Annotated in this window: 16 protein-coding genes and 1 tRNA gene; 10 read left to right on the forward strand and 7 right to left on the reverse strand. The window is 40.7% G+C overall.

Going from position 1 to position 18,395, the window contains the following annotated elements; all coding sequences use genetic code 11:
• Window positions 1–99: 99 nt before the first annotated feature.
• The 4 genes from kbl to C8P64_RS04675 all read left to right on the forward strand — a co-directional run bounded on the left by kbl (window position 100) and on the right by C8P64_RS04675 (window position 6,609).
• Complete coding sequence (gene kbl, locus C8P64_RS04660; protein WP_108170863.1) at window positions 100–1,293, forward strand: glycine C-acetyltransferase; 1,194 nt, start codon at window positions 100–102, stop codon at window positions 1,291–1,293.
• 187 nt (window positions 1,294–1,480) lie between these two features.
• Entirely contained in the window at window positions 1,481–2,893 is a 1,413-nt protein-coding gene (locus C8P64_RS04665; protein WP_108170864.1) for an OmpA family protein, read from the forward strand.
• 76 nt (window positions 2,894–2,969) lie between these two features.
• Window positions 2,970–5,726 carry a PD-(D/E)XK nuclease family protein gene (locus C8P64_RS04670; RefSeq protein ID WP_108170865.1) on the forward strand — a complete coding sequence of 919 codons (2,757 nt, stop codon included), beginning with the start codon at window positions 2,970–2,972 and terminating at the stop codon, window positions 5,724–5,726.
• The gene (locus tag C8P64_RS04675) at window positions 5,713–6,609 is read left to right on the forward strand and encodes an alpha/beta hydrolase family protein (RefSeq protein WP_108170866.1); all 897 of its coding nucleotides are present in this window, start codon (window positions 5,713–5,715) and stop codon (window positions 6,607–6,609) included. Before C8P64_RS04670 ends, C8P64_RS04675 begins: the two co-directional genes overlap by 14 nt.
• A gap of 277 nt (window positions 6,610–6,886) precedes the next feature.
• Here C8P64_RS04675 and C8P64_RS04680 read toward each other — a convergent pair.
• Window positions 6,887–6,960: transfer RNA gene (locus C8P64_RS04680), tRNA-Ala, on the reverse strand.
• A 61-nt stretch (window positions 6,961–7,021) separates the two neighbouring features.
• Here C8P64_RS04680 and C8P64_RS04685 point away from each other — a divergent pair.
• From C8P64_RS04685 to C8P64_RS04700, 4 genes are all read left to right on the forward strand, one after another.
• A complete protein-coding gene (locus C8P64_RS04685) occupies window positions 7,022–7,522 on the forward strand; it encodes a GNAT family N-acetyltransferase (protein WP_108170867.1) in 501 nt (166 codons plus the stop codon).
• Window positions 7,523–7,561: 39 nt separating this feature from the next.
• Window positions 7,562–8,890, forward strand: coding sequence for an MATE family efflux transporter (locus C8P64_RS04690; RefSeq protein ID WP_108170868.1), 1,329 nt, complete (start codon window positions 7,562–7,564; stop codon window positions 8,888–8,890).
• 64 nt (window positions 8,891–8,954) lie between these two features.
• Window positions 8,955–9,722, forward strand: coding sequence for an enoyl-CoA hydratase/isomerase family protein (locus tag C8P64_RS04695; protein WP_108170869.1), 768 nt, complete (start codon window positions 8,955–8,957; stop codon window positions 9,720–9,722).
• Window positions 9,723–9,755: 33 nt separating this feature from the next.
• Window positions 9,756–9,938, forward strand: coding sequence for a hypothetical protein (locus C8P64_RS04700; RefSeq protein ID WP_108170870.1), 183 nt, complete (start codon window positions 9,756–9,758; stop codon window positions 9,936–9,938).
• 111 nt (window positions 9,939–10,049) lie between these two features.
• Here C8P64_RS04700 and C8P64_RS04705 read toward each other — a convergent pair whose 3' ends face one another.
• Window positions 10,050–10,703: a 2OG-Fe(II) oxygenase gene (locus tag C8P64_RS04705; protein WP_108170871.1), complete on the reverse strand. Its 654-nt coding sequence runs from the start codon at window positions 10,701–10,703 to the stop codon at window positions 10,050–10,052.
• Window positions 10,704–10,803: 100 nt separating this feature from the next.
• Between C8P64_RS04705 and C8P64_RS04710 the strand changes: the two genes are divergently transcribed.
• Together C8P64_RS04710 and C8P64_RS04715 are read left to right on the forward strand one after the other, a co-directional pair.
• Window positions 10,804–11,256, forward strand: a complete 453-nt coding sequence (locus C8P64_RS04710) for a 6-pyruvoyl trahydropterin synthase family protein (RefSeq protein WP_108170872.1) — start codon at window positions 10,804–10,806, stop codon at window positions 11,254–11,256.
• A gap of 272 nt (window positions 11,257–11,528) precedes the next feature.
• Window positions 11,529–12,287 (forward strand): UDP-2,3-diacylglucosamine diphosphatase, encoded by a 759-nt coding sequence (locus C8P64_RS04715; protein WP_108170873.1) that lies wholly within the window; start codon window positions 11,529–11,531, stop codon window positions 12,285–12,287.
• Between the two features lie 17 nt (window positions 12,288–12,304).
• Here C8P64_RS04715 and C8P64_RS04720 read toward each other — a convergent pair whose 3' ends face one another.
• From C8P64_RS04720 to C8P64_RS04740, 5 genes are all read right to left on the reverse strand, one after another.
• A complete protein-coding gene (locus tag C8P64_RS04720) occupies window positions 12,305–14,404 on the reverse strand; it encodes a glycoside hydrolase family 97 protein (protein WP_108170874.1) in 2,100 nt (699 codons plus the stop codon).
• A 65-nt stretch (window positions 14,405–14,469) separates the two neighbouring features.
• Complete coding sequence (gene recJ, locus C8P64_RS04725) at window positions 14,470–16,167, reverse strand: single-stranded-DNA-specific exonuclease RecJ (RefSeq protein WP_108170875.1); 1,698 nt, start codon at window positions 16,165–16,167, stop codon at window positions 14,470–14,472.
• Between the two features lie 61 nt (window positions 16,168–16,228).
• Window positions 16,229–16,795 (reverse strand): uracil-DNA glycosylase family protein, encoded by a 567-nt coding sequence (locus C8P64_RS04730; RefSeq protein WP_108170876.1) that lies wholly within the window; start codon window positions 16,793–16,795, stop codon window positions 16,229–16,231.
• A 4-nt stretch (window positions 16,796–16,799) separates the two neighbouring features.
• Complete coding sequence (rsmI, locus tag C8P64_RS04735; protein WP_108170877.1) at window positions 16,800–17,471, reverse strand: 16S rRNA (cytidine(1402)-2'-O)-methyltransferase; 672 nt, start codon at window positions 17,469–17,471, stop codon at window positions 16,800–16,802.
• Between the two features lie 8 nt (window positions 17,472–17,479).
• Window positions 17,480–18,229, reverse strand: coding sequence for a hypothetical protein (locus C8P64_RS04740; RefSeq protein WP_108170878.1), 750 nt, complete (start codon window positions 18,227–18,229; stop codon window positions 17,480–17,482).
• Between the last annotated feature and the right edge of the window lie 166 nt (window positions 18,230–18,395).

Genomic DNA, 18,395 nt, shown 5'->3' on the forward strand with positions numbered 1-18,395 from the left:
TGAGTCGCGAACAGGCAGAATATGGATGCCAGGTAACTTTTATATGTAAATAAGGTTTACTAAAAGCCATAAAGTAAAACAGATGAAAATTATTTTAATATGTACGGAGACATAAAAGAGCACTTAGAAAAAGAGATTGAAGAAATAAAAGAAGCCGGACTTTATAAAAAAGAAAGGATCATCACCAGCCCACAGGATGCAGTTATCAAGATCGCATCTGGCCAGGAAGTGATCAATTTCTGCGCAAATAACTACCTGGGATTATCTTCACACCCAGAAGTTATAAAAGCGGCCAAAGATACCCTGGATTCACATGGATTTGGAATGTCCAGCGTACGTTTTATTTGCGGTACCCAGGATATCCATAAGGAACTGGAGCAGAAAATTTCAGATTTCTATGGTACAGAAGATACGATCCTATACGCGGCATGTTTCGATGCCAATGGGGGAATCTTTGAGCCTTTATTGACTAAAGACGATGCGATCATTTCAGATTCGCTTAATCATGCTTCTATTATCGACGGGGTAAGATTGTGTAAAGCTGCACGTTATAGATATCAAAATGGCGATATGCAGGACCTTGAGGACAAATTAAAAGAAGCGAACGAAAAAGGTGCACGCTATAAACTAATTGTCACCGATGGTGTATTCTCTATGGATGGCCTGGTAGCCCCATTAGATAAAATTTGTGATCTGGCAGATAAATATGACGCCATGGTAATGATAGATGAGTGTCATGCTACCGGATTCATCGGCGAACAGGGAATTGGAACCCTGGAAGAAAAAGGTGTTCTAGGCAGAATAGATATAATTACAGGAACCCTTGGTAAAGCATTAGGTGGCGCCATGGGAGGATATACTACCGCCAAAAAGGAGATCATCGAGATCCTGAGACAAAGATCCAGACCTTATTTGTTTTCAAATTCACTGGCACCGGCTATCGTTGGAGCATCTATCAAAGTGTTTGATATGCTAAAAACAGATAACAGCCTTAGGAAGAAATTAAAGGAAAATACAGCCTATTTCAAAAAAGGAGTAAAAGACACTGGTTTCGAGATCATTGATGGTGAATCTGCGATCGTACCGGTGATGTTGCACGATGCAAAGCTTTCGCAGGATATGGCAGATAAATTATTAGAAGAAGGAATTTACGTAATTGGCTTCTTTTACCCGGTAGTCCCTAAAGGAAAAGCCAGAATTCGAGTGCAACTATCTGCAGCTCACGAAAAAGAGCATTTAGACAAGGCAATTAATGCTTTTAAAAAGGTTGGAAAAGAATTAGGCGTAATTTAATTTTATAGAAGAGTGATAAAAACTCCTTAAATTATTATCAAAATATTTGATAATCAGATATTAAAATGTTTATTAATCACTTGGAAACGCTCTGTAATTAAGAAAACTTTATTATTTTTACCTTTGTTAATATACATTAAGCGTATACTTTTGTTCACAATTAACACTTAAAACTAAACTATTAAATATGAAACATCTTAGCAAAATTGTACTTGCCTCATTACTGATATTGGGCTTTACTTCGGTTAAGGCACAGGATGCTGACAACCCATGGGCAATTGGTATTGGTACCAATGCTGTCGATTTCTATCCTGTAGGAGAAGATGCTCCTCGTGGAGGAATGTTCGACGAATATTTCAATTCAGGAGACCACTGGAACGTTCTACCAGCTGTATCCAGATTAACAGTATCCAGATATATCGGTGCAGGATTTGTTGGGGAATTAAGTGGTACAATCAATTCAATTGATAACTATGGTGATAGATCTGTGGGAGATCTTGCATATTATGCAGTTGACCTTAGTGCAGATTACAGCCTTAGAGCAATGCTAAATGGCGGATGGTTTGATCCGGTAATTGGTATTGGTGGTGGTTACACTTGGATAGGTGACCAGGGTGGACAGGACATCGATAATGCCGATGCTGCAACCCTTAACGGTAAATTCGGAATTAATTTCTGGTTCTCAGACAACATTGCACTTTCTGTAGAGTCTAAGTATAAGCATGCTTTCGAACCTGAAAGCGCTAAGCATTTCCAACATGCTGCTGGAATTAAATTCATGTTCGGTGGTAAAGATACTGACGGTGACGGAATCTATGACAAATATGATGAGTGTCCAGAAGAGCCAGGTCTAGAAGAGTTTAACGGTTGTCCTGATACTGACGGTGACGGAATCGAAGATCGTCAAGATGCTTGTCCAGAAAAAGCTGGTTTAGCTGAATTCGACGGATGTCCTGATACTGACGGTGACGGAATCGCAGATCCAGATGATGACTGTCCAGAAGAAGCTGGTTTAGCTGAATTAAACGGTTGTCCAGATGCTGACGGTGACGGTGTAAGAGATGGTGAAGATAACTGTCCAGACGAAGCTGGTCCTGCTGAAAACGACGGATGTCCTTGGCCTGATACTGACGGTGATGGAATCCTAGATAAGGATGATGACTGTCCAGAAGAAGCTGGTCCTGCTGCAACTAACGGTTGTCCAGAGCCAACTGCTGAAGTTATTTCTGAATTGAACGAATATTCTAAAACTGTTCTTTTCGATCTTAACAAAGCGACTATCAGACCAGAATCTGAAGAAGCACTACAATCTATCGTAGATATCATGAATGAGTACTCTACTACTATTTTCCACGTAGAAGGTCATACAGATAGCTCAGGTAGTGATGCTTACAACATGAAGCTTTCTAAAGAGCGTGCTGCATCTGTAGCTAAGTGGTTAGAAGAGCACGGTGTACCTGCGAAGAGATTAACTTCTGAAGGTTACGGTGAAACTCAGCCAATCGCTACTAACAGTACAGCTGCTGGAAGACAAGAAAACAGACGTGTTGAGATTTCTCTTGATAAAGACAGAGAGATGAAAGACACATCTAACGAATAGTAATACGGTTAGTATTTACTAATAATTCATACAAGAAAACGCTCCGCATTGCGGGGCGTTTTTTTATTTTAGGCGTATGGAATCATTTATACGCGAAGTATTACAGAAGCTTCAGAATTCTGATACTCCCCTTTCTGAAATTATATTCATTCTTCCCAGTAAAAGAGCAGGATCTTACCTGATCAAGGAACTGGCTTCCATCTCAAAAAACACTCTTTTTGCTCCTAGGATCTATAGCGTGGAAGAGTTTACAGAAGTGATTTCAGGCTTACAATCCATAGATAACACCATCAGCCTTTTTGAGTTTTATGATGTTTACAAAGCCCTTACTCCAAAAGAAGATACCGAGGATTTTGAAACATTTATTACCTGGGCTCAAAGCCTTATCCAGGATTTTAATGAAATAGACCGGTACCTTATAGATCACAAACCCTTCTTTGATTATTTATCAGGGATCCAGGACCTTAAGCACTGGTATGTTCAGGAAGAAAAAACAGATCTTATAAAGAAATATCTAAAGTTCTGGAAAAAGCTTCCGGAGTATTACGAGGAGCTATCAAAAAGACTTATAGCAAAAGACCAGGGTTACCAGGGTCTCATCTATCGTAAGGCCACAGAAAATATTCAGCAATATATATCTGAAAATAATCAGAAGCATGTTTTCATTGGCTTTAACGCCTTGAATGCCGCAGAACAAAAGATCATCCAGGAATTACTGGAAAAAGAGCAGGCCGAGGTTTTCTGGGATATGGATAAAGTCTTTTACGAAGATGGATCTCATGCAGCTTCTATTTTTATAAGGGACTACCTCAAAAACTGGAAATTCTACCAGGACCATTCATACGAGCATTTTTCAGAAAATTATGCACAGGAGAAGAATATAGAACTAATTGGTGCACCTAAAAATATCGGCCAGGCGAAATTTATCGGGGAGATCCTGAATAGTCTCGATCCATCTCAACTGGAGAATACGGCGATAGTGTTAGGAGAGGAAGAACTCCTGTTACCTGTTCTTAATTCACTGCCTTCAGAGATCAACGAGCTTAATATTACCATGGGATTCCCTATAAAGAACGCTCCCATCAACTCTTTGTTCGAAAGCCTTTTTCAGATCCATTTAAACAACAATAGCGATTATTATTACAAAGAGATCATTTCTGTGATCAACCATCCTTCTCTGAATCCACTTTTAGGAAATCATGCCGAAGAACTGGTTTCGAGGATCAATGCTGAAAATTTGGTTTACTTAAAATATGAAAAGATCAACGCTGCTTTTCCTGAAGAGATCAAACCGATAATTAAGGCATGTTTTGAACCGAAAAGAGATTCCGTTTCCAGGCTTATAGAAGATCTTCATTCTTTGATCCAGTTATTGAAAACCCATCTGAAAGAGGGAGAAGACACGATATCCCTTGAATTCTTATACCACTTCCATGTTTTATTTAATAAACTGGAAAACCTGAATGGCAAATACCCGCATTTAAAAAGCATTAAATCGCTTTATAACTTTTACAAAGAATTACTGAGTACAGAAACCCTGGATTTCCAGGGAAAACCATTTAAGGGACTTCAGTTAATGGGAATGCTGGAATCAAGGGCACTGGATTTTGAAACCGTTATTATTACTTCGCTGAATGAAGGAGTATTGCCAGCAGGTAAATCTGATAATTCTTTTATCCCTTATGACCTGAAACAGGAATATAAACTACCCACCTACAGGGAAAAGGATGCGGTATACACCTATCACTTTTACAGGCTGCTGCAGAGAGCAAAAAATGTTTATTTACTATATAATACCGAGTCTGAAGGTTTGAATTCCGGGGAAAAGAGCAGGTTTATAACGCAACTGGAGATCGAGAAACAAAAGGCACACCAATTAAAAAAGGTGCTGGTGAGTCCTAAAGTACCGCAGATCAAGAACGAATTAAAGGAGGTCAAAAAAACCCCGGAGATGCTGAAGCAGATAAAGTCTCTTGCAGGATCAGGATTTTCACCTTCGGCCCTTACTACCTATATCAGAAATCCGCTGGACTTTTATTACCAGTATGTTCTGGGTGTTAGAGATCAGGAGGAAGTGGAAGAAACGGTAGCTTTTAATACCCTGGGGACGGTAGTTCACAATGCCCTGGAAAATCTGTATAAGCCTTATGAAGGAAAATTAATTACAGAGGAGATCATTCAAAGTTTCATCAAGCAGGCAGACCAGCAGATCGCGAAAGAGTTTTCAGAAACCTACAGTAAATTACCTCTGGAAAAAGGAAAGAACCTTCTCATTTTTGAGGTGGCCAAGCGCTATCTCCATAATTTTCTGAGGTTCGAGATAAAAAGATTAAAAAGTGGGGAAGAGATCGAGATCGTTCAGATAGAAAAAGATCTGAAAGTAGAACTTCCTATAGAAAATTTGCCTTTTTCAGTTTATCTTCGCGGCAAGGTAGACCGCTACGAAAAATCTAACGGCATACCCAGAATTATAGATTACAAAACCGGGAAAGTAGAGTCCAGGAATCTTAACGTTGGCGATTGGGGTGAAATAACAAAAGATTATGACAATTACTCCAAAAGTTTTCAGGTTTTAACTTATGCAAGCTTGATTGCACTGGAGAAAGACCTTAAATTCCCCGCCGAAGCCGGTATTGTCTCATTTAAGAACCTGAAATCGGGATTTTTAAAATTTGAGAAGAAAGAAGTTGGAACAAGAAAGAAGGATTCAATGATCACTGAAGAAACCCTGGAGGAGTTCCAAATTGAATTAAAAAAATTAATTATGGAGATCTGCGACCCGGAGATCCCATTTGTTGAAAAAGAAATTAAGAAGAGTTATGGAAGTTTCTAAAGATTTAAACCTGGTAATTGAAGGTAAGCATGATAAGCCGATCGTGGCCGATCTAATCTTTAAAGATGATGGTAAACCAAAACCGATAGTTATATTTTGTCATGGTTACAAAGGTTTTAAAGACTGGGGAGCATGGGATAAAATGGGAGAAAGAATTGCAGAAGAAGGTTTCTTTTTCATAAAATTCAACTTTAGCCATAACGGGACAGACCCGGAAAACCTAACCGAGTTTCTGAATATTGAAGCTTTTGGAGACAACAATTACACCAAGGAACTTGACGATCTACAATCTGTTCTGGACTGGATACTTATGCCAGATTTTAAATTTGCCAAGCAAATTAAGCCAGATGATATCAACCTCATAGGTCATTCCCGAGGTGGCGGAATTGTAGTTATTAAAGCTGCTGAGGATAAAAGGGTTACCAAATTGATCACCCTAGCCTCTGTATCAGATTTTGGATCTCGTTTTCCTGAAGGGAAAAAACTTGAAAAATGGGAAAAGAAAGGGGTGCAGTATATTGTAAATACCCGCACTGGGCAACAATTACCGCATCATTACCAGTTCTATAAAAACTTCAAAGAGAACAAAGAGCGCCTTAATATTAAAAAGGCAGCAAAAAAATTACAGATCCCGCATTTAATCGCTCATGGAAGCAGCGATACCAGCGTATCTATAGGCGAAGCCGGAAATCTTTTCGAATGGAGCCCGGCACCAAAGTTATTGCTAGTGGAAAATGCAGATCATGTTTTTGGAATTTCACACCCGTGGAAGGAGGAAGAACTTCCGAAAGTTTTCAAACATGTGATCAATAAAAGTATAGATTTCCTGAAAACCGATTCTAAGGTTCTCTGGGATGAATATGGAGATTCCAACGATGATTAAAAATTCAAACCACTGCGAAATCAGTGGTTTTTTTTATGAGATATAATAAACCTATCCAAACTTATGGTGGTTGGGGAAAATAGAAAGCCGCTGCCCTTAAAGGGCATTTATTAGAGATTCTTCAGCTACAAATTCTCTATGAGAAATATGTAAGTTTTTCCAAATGAAAACACCAATGTTCAATGACAGTTTTAATTGAGAAAATCACCCGGAAGCCTCGGGAGAACCGATGACCTTTGTAAATAAAAAAACCACCGCTATAAAACGGTGGTTTTCGTGGAGAATATCGGAGTCGAACCGATGACCTTTTGGCTGCCAGCCAAACGCTCTAGCCAGCTGAGCTAATCCCCCGACTGGGAGCAAATGTAACAATTTTTCCGAAATATGGAAATGTTTATTTTTCTGAAATTATATGATAAGAACAGCCCAAATAAAAGACCTACAGGAAATAAAATCACTTACCGAAGCCTGTGCGCAGGCTATGATCAAGAAGCATATCTATCAATGGAACGAGCACTATCCTTCTCTGGAAAAACTGGAAGCAGATATACTTAAAAAGGAACTTTTCGTTCTCGAAGAAGGAGCGAAAATCATTGGTATCATTGTGATCACGCCTACTAAGGATGAAGAATATATTCCTATCGTTTGGCTCAGTAAAACCGAAAATAATCTTTATATCCACCGCCTGGCAACACATCCAGATCACTGGGGTAAAGGATATGCGCAAAAACTGATGGATTTTGCTGAAGATTATGCGAAACAGCACAAATATGAATCAGTAAGACTCGATACTTTTAGTCAGAATCTCCGAAATCAAAGGTTTTACGAAGCCAGGGGATACCAGAGACTTGGTAATATCTTTTTCCCTAAACAAAGTGAACATCCATTTTATTGCTATGAATTGCTTATTTAAGCCATTGCATTCTATATTTGTCCAGCATTTGATGAGCCCTTGGAAAATTCAGTAAGCTTTAAGAACATAAATAAGATCGCAATTCCGGCAATTATCGCAGGAATAGCAGAACCTCTTATCTCCCTTACCGATATCGCAGTAATAGGGAACGTAGATGAAAATTCCATTGAAGCCCTTGCGGCAGCAGGTATCGTTGGTTCCTTTCTTTCTGCGATCATCTGGATCGTGGCTCAAACCAAAACTGCTATTTCAGCTATTGTATCCCAGCATCTAGGCGCAAACAGGCTGCATGCAGTTAAAACTTTGATTCCGCAGGCAATAGCGTTCAATTTTATTTTCAGCCTGGTCATTTATGCGACCACGGCCTTCTTTGCCAGAGCTATTTTCAGTGCCTATAATGCCGAAGGTCTTATTTTACAATATTCCGAAGATTATTACCAGATACGTGCCCTGGGTTATCCCCTAACCCTGGTCACATTTGCCATATTTGGAGTTTTTAGAGGATTACAGAACACTTTGTGGGCCATGAAATGTAGTTTGACCGGGGCAGCAGTAAACATTGTGCTGGATTATCTCCTGGTTTACGGAGTCGACGGACTAATACCTCCGCTACACCTCAAAGGTGCAGCTTATGCCAGTTTAGCGGCCCAGGGAACCATGTTAGTAATGGCACTATGGTTCTTTTTCAAAAAAACTCCCTTTCATTTAAAACTGAGCTTCAATATAAATCCAAGAATGCGAGGCCTGCTAATTATGGCGGCCAATCTTTTCATAAGAACAGCAGCCCTTAATTTTGCTATCTACCTGGCCAATGCCTATGCCACAGATTATGGTAAGAATTATATCGCTGCGCAAAGTATACTCATGAACATCTGGTTGTTTTTCAGCTTCTTCATTGATGGCTACGCCAACGCCGGGAATGCGATTGGAGGCAAATTACTGGGAGCGCATGACTATAAAAATTTATGGGAACTTAGTAAGAAAATAAGCAAATACGCCGTACTTATTGCCCTAATTTTAATGGGACTTTGCGCGCTTTTCTATGACCAGATAGGATTGCTCTTTAATAAGGAAGCTAGTGTGCTGGCCATATTCTCTTCAGTTTTCTGGATCGTACTTTTAATGCAACCCGTGAATGCGATCGCTTTTATGTTCGACGGCATCTTCAAGGGCCTTGGAGAAGCAAAATATCTTAGAAATGTTCTACTTGTAGCTACCTTTTTAGGCTTTACTCCTACCCTTTTAATTTCAGATCACTTCGGTTTGAAATTATACGGTATCTGGATCGCCTTTTTTGTATGGATGCTTATTAGAAGCAGTACGCTGGTTATATATTTCAGAAGGAAATACCTGCATAAGGACGTTTAGATTGTGTTAAGCAAGCTCCTGCTTTGGCACAATATCCTTAACTTTGGTGAAAACCCTATTTTTTATGACAACCAGCCGCGACAACGGAAGTTTATATACCAATATCAAAGATAAGATCGCTACTGTAGAATTTGGTCACCCTGCCAGTAATTCATTTCCCTCTGTTCTTTTAGACCGATTGGAAAAGGAGATCATTCAACTTTCAGACAACGACGATGTGAACATTATTCTTCTAAGATCTGAAGGTGAAAAAGCATTTTGCGCGGGCGCCTCTTTCAATGAACTTATCGAGATCAATGACCTTGAATCGGGAAGAAAATTCTTTTCTGGCTTTGCAAATGTGATCAACGCGATGCGCGAATGTAAAAAGCTGATCGTGGGAAGAGTCCAGGGAAAAACAGTTGGTGGAGGAGTAGGTTTGGCTGCCGCCTGCGATTATGTATTTGCAACAGATGCAGCGGCCATAAAATTATCTGAATTAAGCATCGGGATAGGACCTTTTGTGATCGCTCCGGCGGTAGAAAGAAAAATGGGCGTTGGTGCTCTGGCCGAACTCAGCCTTGCTCCGCACGAATGGAAAAATGCCTATTGGGCCAAGGAAAAAGGATTATATGCCCGGGTTTTTGAAACCATAAAAGCTATGGATAAAGAGGTGGATATTTTCACTCAAAAACTAGCTTCTTACAATCCTGGAGCATTAGTGCAGATGAAGAAAACCCTTTGGAAAAACACAGATCACTGGGCCCATACTTTATATGAAAATGCCGGAATTTCAGGAGAATTAGTGCTCTCTGAATTCACTAAGGAAGCGCTGGCAAAATTTAAAAAATAGACCAGTTTTACTTTGGCCCATTAAAATAAAACCATGATGCAGGAACATTTACCAAAAGATAAAGACCCAAGTGAAGTACAGGAATGGGGTTGGACCTTTCAGGAGTTCATCACTGAGAATTTCTGGTATTTACTGGCGATCCTGGTCCTGCTGGCACTATTCTTTTACGCCCGCCATCGCTGGAATGTTAGGAATTCACGAAAATATAAGAACTGATGGATCAGGATACCTGGGAAATATTCAGCTTTTTAAGCGGCATGGGGTTCTGGCTGTTACTGGCCCTGATCCTGATTGGGGTTTTCGTTTATAAAAAATTCCGCAAATAAATTATCTCGTCTTTAGCCAGCCGGTGATACTTAATCGTGGAACCTTTACCGGTTTCACCTCGTGTTCGAGTTCCTGGCTTTCGAAGATCACTACCCTACCCGGGAAAGGATACAAGTTGATCGTTTTTTCTTCTCCGTTTTCCTGGGTATAAATAGCAAGCTCCCCACCATTTTCAGGTTTCCAGTCTTCATTGTTAAGGTAGCAGACCATAGATAATTTTCTTCGGCCGTCATTCTGGAAAGTGTCCAAATGTTTCTTATAGAAAGTCCCCTCAGGATAAACCGCGTAATGAAATTCTTTATGGAGAATACCCATAAAACAGGTTCGGTTAAGATAAGCAACCAGGGAATTGATCTTATTAAAATAGACATTTTCTGCAGGTCCCGCTTCAGCTTCGTTGATCCAGAGAATAAAATCCCCGCGTACAGATTTTGCGATCACCTCGTTGGTACGGTTACCAATCGCAGCCTTTTTGAAATTATCCTCTTCATATTTTTCCAGCAGGGTAGAACGTAAAAGATCAACCTCATCTGCATTAAAAAAGTCATCTACCACACTGTATTTCTTTTCAAGAAGATCAGATATAATTCTCTCGTAAAGAGGATTTTCGGTAAATTCCAACTGTTCGAACAGCTCGGATGCGTTTGCGATCATTAGCTACAAAAATTTCGCAAATGTAAATTATAATTCAATTCAAGAATGTTAAAAATTCAAGCTGAAAATTTCAATTATCTTTGCAGCAAAATCAGTTGAAATGAGCAACATTAGAATCACCAAACAATTCTCTTTTGAAACCGGTCACGCGCTGTATGGCTACGACGGGAAATGCCGCAATGTGCATGGTCATAGCTATAAATTGAGCGTTACCGTGATCGGGAAACCAATTACAGACAGTGATAATGTGAAATTTGGAATGGTGATAGATTTTGGTGATCTCAAGAAGATCGTGAAGTCTGAAATTGTAGACCAATTCGACCACGCCACGGTTTTTAACAAGAATACCCCTCATATAGAGCTGGCCGAAGAACTTAAGAGTCGGGGCCACCATGTGATCCTTGTCGAGTACCAGCCAACCAGCGAGAATATGGTTATCGATTTTGCTAAAAAGATCAAAAAACATTTGCCTTCTCATATCCAGCTGCACTCCCTAAAGCTTCAGGAAACCGAAACTTCTTTCGCCGAGTGGTATGCCAGCGATAATAATTAGGGCGCAACCCTAACGGGTCGGGCTATACGCTTTTAGTCCCGCTCGCTTTTTCGCGAACGGGAGCTAACCGCTGCTATCCCTTGCGCAATTCCCAATTTGTAGAGAAGAACTTCAAATTATTTACTTGGCGCACTGAGCCTGTCGAAGTGCGATTCCTCTTATTATTTTTTTTGAGATCCTGAAACAAGTTCAGGATGACTAATTTCACAAACAAAAATTGTCATTTCGACCAACGCGAGAAATCTTATATCTTTACCCCGAACAAATCATTTATGGATATTCCGAAAGGCAAAAAAATTTATTTCTCCAGCGATAATCACCTTGGTGCTCCAACCATGGAAGAAAGCAGAAAGAGAGAAGCCGTATTCGTAAAATGGCTGGACAGTATAAAAGAAGATGCTGCCGCGATTTTTCTATTAGGCGATCTTTTCGATTTCTGGTTCGAGTATAAACACGTTGTTCCTAAAGGCTTCATTAGAACCCTGGGTAAACTTGCCGAAATTAAGGATAGCGGTATCCCGGTATATTTCTTCGTGGGAAATCATGACCTGTGGATGGACGATTATTTTGAGACCGAACTCAATATACCTGTCTTTCACCAGCCAAAAGAATTCCAGTTCAATAACAAGACATTTTTAGTTGGTCATGGTGATGGTCTGGGCCCGGGCGATGAAGGCTATAAACGCATGAAAAAGGTTTTCACCAATCCGCTTTCAAAATGGCTTTACCGGTGGTTGCATCCAGACCTGGGAGTGCCCCTGGCGCAATATTTCTCGGTGAAGAATAAAATGATCTCGGGTGAAGAAGACCAGCAATTCCTGGGCGAAGACAAGGAATGGCTCATCCAGTATTGTCGCCGGAAACTAGAATCGAAACACTACGATTATTTTCTTTTCGGGCATCGTCATCTTCCTTTAGAAATAGACCTTAATGGAAAATCAACCTACGTAAATACCGGTGACTGGATTAGTCATTATACTTACGCTGAGTTTGATGGTGAAAAGTTGAGCCTTAAAAAACTAAACGAGTAAATTCCCCCGTTTTCAGCCTATTGCTTCATAAAACTTATCGCGGCTCCTCCACCCGGAGCAAGATTCAATTCTAATTCATCTTCAGAAGTCACCTTGACGCTTCTTATATTGGTAGCTGTTGGATTCTTATCCCAGTGAGCATCTTGAGCATCTTCATAAATTTCGGCTTTATAGGTAGCTCCATCTTCCAGAAAATCCAGTTTTACGGTTAGGTCACGTGAGTTTTCATCGGTAATAGCTCCCAGGAACCAGTTATCACTATTCCTGTCTCCCCTGGCTATGGTGACAAAATCTCCAACCTCGCCATTGAGCACTTTCGTTTGTTTCCAGTCTACACCTACATCCCTGATAAATTGAAATTCAGGCTTCCCTTCATAATGTTCCGGCAGATCTGGCACCATCTGCACCGGGCTGTAAATAACCACATATAAAGCCAGCTGATGCGCCAGAGTGGTGTTCACCTGGTTTTCTGTTTTATATTCATCGAATTTGATATTGAAGATCCCCGGGGTAAAATCAATGGGGCCGGCAAGCATCCTGGTAAAAGCTACTATAGGCAAATGTTCCGGCGGATTTCCCCCATCACTAGCCCAGGCATTGAACTCCTGCCCTCTTAATCCCTCCCTCGCGATAATATTAGGATAGGTTCTGCGTAATCCCGTGGCTTTAATAGGTTCGTGCGCGTTTACGGCCACCTGGTAATCTGCGCCTTTAATGGCCACATCGTTATAATGGTTCACCATCCACTGCCCGTGATGGTATTCGCCTTTAGGAATAATCTTACCTACGTAACCAGACTTCACCACGTGCATACCGTATTTCTGCATCAATTTATAAGCAGTGTCCAGTTGTTTTTCATAAGTTCTGGGAGCGGCAGATGTTTCGTGGTGCATCACGATATCTACTCCTTTAGATTTCCCATATTCAACTACCTCATCAAGATCATAATCGGCATAAGGAGTTACAAAATCGAAAACGCCTTCACGATCCTCAAATCCTATCCAATGCTCCCATCCGGTATTCCATCCTTCCACGAGCATCGCACCAATACCATTTTCGGCGGAAAAATCAATAAGCGCCTTCGCATTTTCAGTAGTAGCACCATGCATTCCATGGGGTTTGGCATTTTTAGTATAGGTATTCATATCCTGGTTCCCGGTCATGTCCCAGGTAGATTTCCCAAGATGCATTTCCCACCAGATGCCGGAATATTTAGTTGGCTTGAACCAGGAAATATCTCCAATTTTATTCGGTTCATTTAAATTAAGTACGAGCTTGGAATCTATAAGTTCGGTAGCTTTTTCGGTAATGACCACCATTCTCCAGGGTGTATCAAATGGAGTCTCCCTTTTTACCTTATAGCCGGTGATTTCAGAACCTACCAGTTCGCTGGTTAGCTTTAGATTTTCAGGATCTACTTTTAAGGTCATCCCGGCATAATCTATTAGCTGCGCCTCATGAAAACTTAAATGATAACCATCGTCTGCCTTCATGGTCACCGGCGTGTTTACCGCATTATATGGAATATGAGAGGAGGCCAGATCCTTATGATCTCTCTTTGCGATAGCGTCTATTTCTGAAACCGGGGTAGTGTTATAAAGGTGCTCATAAATATCCCAGTCTCCGGGGATCCAGAAGGCTTTATGGTCACCGGTAAGAGCAAATTCAGTATTCTCGTCGGTAATGATCATTTCCTGAAGATTCTCCTGTTCCGGGAAATGATATTTAAATCCTATCCCATCGTCGTAAGCTCTAAAAGTGATCTTTAATTTTCTCTTTAGACCGGTCTTTTCTTCGAGATAGATTTCCATCTGCCTGTAATTATTTCTAACCTCTAGCTGTTCTCCCCAGGGCATTGGCCAGGTTTCATCGAATTCTTCTTTTTGGAAATCCACTACCTGGAAATCATCATCCAGCGCCGGGGCATCCTTAAGGTCAAAGCTAAGGTAAGAACGGTCCAGAACCGTTTTATCATTGAAATCCACCTTATAAAAAGGCTTACCGGAATCGTCAATATCGAAGCTTATATCAAGTTTACCATCGGGTGAACTTATATTTTGTTGAGCGATAAGGTTTAGGGTAAGAAAAAGGAATGCAAGCAAAGATAAGTTTCTCATAGCAATTTGAAATTTTAGTTCCAGGAACTACAATTTCGGAAAAACACTGCCATAAAGCAAACTTATCACAAAACAGATTCTCTTATATCCTTGAGTTTAAGCTGAATTTTGGTATTCCCGTTCCAGGTATTCTCATCGAGACTATATACCGCGTCAAACTTTTTACCCTCTTTAATAAGGTCCAGTTTATCACCAAGGTTAAAACCTATGACATCAAAAACAGCTTTCGAATCGGCTTGCTTCACCTGGCATTTAAGATGGGTCTTATCTTCTCCCACGCATTTCCCGAATCCGGTATCGGTTAATCCCCGGCTAATAAAGACCGGCGACATATTCCCGGGACCAAAAGGCGCGAATTGCTTGAGAATTCTATAGAACTTAGGCGTGATATCCTTTAGTTCCAGTTCTTCATCTATACTTATTTCAGGAGTAAGCAGATTACGGTCTATAGTTTCTGAAACCACCTCCTCAAACTTCTGTTTGAAATTTAAATATTCAGATTCCAGAAGAGTTAATCCTGCGGCGTATTTATGTCCTCCAAACTGTTCAATATGTTCTTTACATCCTTCCAGGGCTTCATAAACATCAAAACCTTTTACAGACCTGGCCGAGGCCGCCAGTCTTTCCCCGCTTTTTGTAAAAACGAGAGTTGGACGATACCAGGTTTCGGTAAGCCTGGAAGCTACGATCCCTATCACGCCTTTATGCCAGTTCTCATCGTAAACAACCGTGGTTAAACGTTCTTCTTCCTTCTGCTCGATGATCTGCAGTTTCGCTTCTTCAGTTATAGTTTTATCGGCACTCCTTCTATCTGAATTATATGCCTCGATCTCTTCAGCATATTTTTTGGAGATTTCCTGATCTTCTTCAGTAAGCAGATTTACCGCATGCAGACCATGTTTCATTCTACCTGCCGCGTTGATCCTTGGCGCAACGATAAAGACCACATCGGTAATACTTACGTTCTTACGATCTCCTAACAAACTGCTGATCCCTCTTCTGGGAGCAACATTTATAACATGTAAACCATGATAGGCCAGAATTCTATTTTCACCGGTTATGGGTACTATATCTGCTCCAATAGCAGTGGCAACCAGGTCAAGGTAGGGCAGTAAAGTTTCCTCGGGCTCATTATTCTTTTGAGTAATTGCCTGTATAAGTTTAAATCCAACTCCGCAACCACAAAGCTCATCATATGGGTAACTGCAATCTTCTCTTTTTGGATCTAGAACAGCAACAGCATCGGGAATCTCACTTCCCGGTCGGTGGTGATCACAAATGATAAAGTCTATACCTTTTTCTTTTGCATAGGCCACCTTTTCTATAGCCTTAATCCCGCAATCCAGGGCAATAATAAGGCTAATATCATTATCTTCGGCATAATCTATTCCCTGGTAAGAAACCCCGTAACCTTCTTCGTAGCGATCTGGGATATAAGTAGTAACGTGTGGGTATCTGAATTTTAGAAAAGAAGACATCAAAGCGACACTGGTGGTGCCATCTACATCATAATCGCCATAGACCATGATATTCTCTTCGTTTTCCATAGCCTGCTCAATACGCTCCACGGCTTTTTCCATATCCTTCATCAGGAAAGGATCATGCAGCAATTTAAGGTCTGGGCGAAAGAATTTTTTAGCTTCTTCAAAAGAAGTGATCCCTCTTTGTACCAGTAATTTTGCAACTGGAACTCCAACTCCTAATTTGTCTGCCAGGCTGTTAACAGTAATAGGATCTGGTTTGGGTTTTAAGGTCCAGCGCATAAATTTATAAGATTAGATGAATGCCGAAATTAGCAAAAACAAGTTACAGGATTTTAATTCTTCAGCTTAAAATTTCAGCAATTTTATCCCGAAGTTCTGGAACTACTTCCTCCTCGAACCAGGGATTTTTCATTCGCCAGAATCTGTTCACCGGAGATGGATGCGGCAAAGGCCAGAAATCAGGTAAGTGATCTGTGTAATTTTCAACCTTTTCGGTCAGTTTTGACCTTTTTCCCAGGTAATAATTGGCGGCATACGAACCTATGATGATCTTAAGATCAACATTCTCCAGTTCATTCCAAACCTCATCATGCCATAAAGGAGCGCACTCTTTCCTTGGAGGAAGATCACCGGTCTTCGCTTTACCCGGATAACAAAACCCCATGGGCAGGATCGCGAAATTATTGGGATCGTAAAAGGTTTCCTCGTCTACTCCCAGCCACTCTCTTAGCTTTTTCCCACTTTGATCTTTCCAGGCCACACCAGATTCGTGAACCACTCTTCCCGGCGCCTGACTTATCAATACGACCTTCGAGTTTTTGTTAGCCTCGATGATCGGCCTGGGGCCAAGAGGCAGGTGATCCTTACAAACCTTGCAGTCTCTTATTTTGCATAAAAGATCTTCCAAAAAATCAAGCTTTTCCTTCTACGATGATCACGATCTCCCCTTTAGGAGGATGATCTGTATAATATTGTAAAACTTCTGTGGCAGTGCCGCGAATGGTCTCTTCGTGCATTTTAGTGATCTCCCTAGAAACCGAAACCTTGCGATCTTCTCCAAAATATTCCACGAAATTTCCCAGGGTCTTTATGAGTTTATGGGGAGATTCATAAAACACCATGGTACGGGTTTCTTCGGCAAGTATCTTTAATCTTGTTTGCCGGCCTTTCTTGACCGGAAGAAAACCTTCGAAAACAAATTTATCGTTAGGAAGACCGCTATTCACCAGGGCAGGAACAAATGCGGTGGCACCGGGCAGGCAATCTACTACTACACCCGCCTCGACACAGGCACGAGTCAATAAAAATCCCGGATCTGAGATGGCCGGAGTTCCTGCATCGCTTATTAAAGCAACCGTTTCTCCTGCCTTGATCCTGGACACAATATTATCTACCGTCTTATGCTCATTATGCATATGATGGCTTTGCATCTGGGTTTGAATCTCGAAATGTTTTAATAGTTTCCCACTATTCCGGGTGTCCTCGGCCAGTATTAGATCTGCCTCTTTAAGAACTCTTATCGCTCTAAAAGTGATATCCTCCAGGTTTCCAATGGGTGTTGGAACCAGAAACAATTTTCCCATAGATTATTTTACTGCTGGTTATCGAACTTATTCTCGATATGCGCCATAAAACGCTCTTCGTATTCTTCTTTTCCTTCCCAGTGTTTATAATCTGGTTTTACCACTAGTTCGATAAATTTCCTTGCCTCTTCCAGGCTGGTAAAGGTATTTAGCTGTGACAGTACCCTGTTATAGTCAGCAGTATTTCCATCAAATAGATGCTTGATGTAAGCAAGACGCTCATTCAAACCAATATTTATACCTTTCTTAAGCCTGTCGTTCAAAGATCTCGGCTTATTGTTCTTTTCAACATGATTTACCGGTTCAAAATCGGGCAGATTATCATAGTCTACTCCAATATTTCTGAAATCCTTTTTAGATTCCGCAGATTCCGACCTTTTTGGTGGTTCTGGAGCAGCATTAATGCTTTCCATTATAAAATCTACCGACTCTGCTTCAGGAGGCATTTGAGCTACAATATCCTTTATTTTCTCGGTATTTGGCTCGGTGATCGCATCAGAATCCCTGTTGTATTCGGTTCCGTCAGGATAAAATTCATCGTACAGGTTTTTCTGCTGCACCGGTTTAGGTTCCTTCTTAACCTTTACTTCTTTTACTACAGGTTCTTCTGCCAGATGTTTTTCGGTAAAAGCCAGTACGGTTAGCTTTTCATAAAGATCTTGCGCCATTTTTTTGAGTTGAGCAGCATCCATCTTCCCCTTTTCTTTGAGGATCTTTTCGGCAATACCAACCAGGTCTGCTTCGATTTTATTTTTCATCTGAAATTATTTTTGATCATTTATAAGTTAGTGGAAAATAGTCGCAATCATTTCTATAGTCATAAAAATTATGCCGGGTTCATTTCATAACTTTAAGGATTCACCCCTATCCCAGGGTTGTATTTTTAATAAATTTGTTCCACCTTTATGCGAATGAGGTATTTCC

The organism is Christiangramia gaetbulicola (assembly GCF_003054225.1).
Lineage (GTDB): Bacteria > Bacteroidota > Bacteroidia > Flavobacteriales > Flavobacteriaceae > Christiangramia > Christiangramia gaetbulicola.

Excerpts from the sequence above, each read along its gene's own strand:
- kbl (WP_108170863.1), top strand. The coding sequence starts at position 100 with ATGTACGGAGACATAAAAGAGCACTTAGAAAAAGAGATTGAAGAAATA.
- C8P64_RS04665 (WP_108170864.1), top strand. The coding sequence starts at position 1,481 with ATGAAACATCTTAGCAAAATTGTACTTGCCTCATTACTGATATTGGGC.
- C8P64_RS04670 (WP_108170865.1), top strand. The coding sequence starts at position 2,970 with ATGGAATCATTTATACGCGAAGTATTACAGAAGCTTCAGAATTCTGAT.
- C8P64_RS04675 (WP_108170866.1), top strand. The coding sequence starts at position 5,713 with ATGGAAGTTTCTAAAGATTTAAACCTGGTAATTGAAGGTAAGCATGAT.
- C8P64_RS04685 (WP_108170867.1), top strand. The coding sequence starts at position 7,022 with ATGATAAGAACAGCCCAAATAAAAGACCTACAGGAAATAAAATCACTT.
- C8P64_RS04695 (WP_108170869.1), top strand. The coding sequence starts at position 8,955 with ATGACAACCAGCCGCGACAACGGAAGTTTATATACCAATATCAAAGAT.
- C8P64_RS04700 (WP_108170870.1), top strand. The coding sequence starts at position 9,756 with ATGATGCAGGAACATTTACCAAAAGATAAAGACCCAAGTGAAGTACAG.
- C8P64_RS04705 (WP_108170871.1), bottom strand. The coding sequence starts at position 10,703 with ATGATCGCAAACGCATCCGAGCTGTTCGAACAGTTGGAATTTACCGAA.
- C8P64_RS04710 (WP_108170872.1), top strand. The coding sequence starts at position 10,804 with ATGAGCAACATTAGAATCACCAAACAATTCTCTTTTGAAACCGGTCAC.
- C8P64_RS04715 (WP_108170873.1), top strand. The coding sequence starts at position 11,529 with ATGGATATTCCGAAAGGCAAAAAAATTTATTTCTCCAGCGATAATCAC.
- C8P64_RS04720 (WP_108170874.1), bottom strand. The coding sequence starts at position 14,404 with ATGAGAAACTTATCTTTGCTTGCATTCCTTTTTCTTACCCTAAACCTT.
- recJ (WP_108170875.1), bottom strand. The coding sequence starts at position 16,167 with ATGCGCTGGACCTTAAAACCCAAACCAGATCCTATTACTGTTAACAGC.
- rsmI (WP_108170877.1), bottom strand. The coding sequence starts at position 17,471 with ATGGGAAAATTGTTTCTGGTTCCAACACCCATTGGAAACCTGGAGGAT.
- C8P64_RS04740 (WP_108170878.1), bottom strand. The coding sequence starts at position 18,229 with ATGAAAAATAAAATCGAAGCAGACCTGGTTGGTATTGCCGAAAAGATC.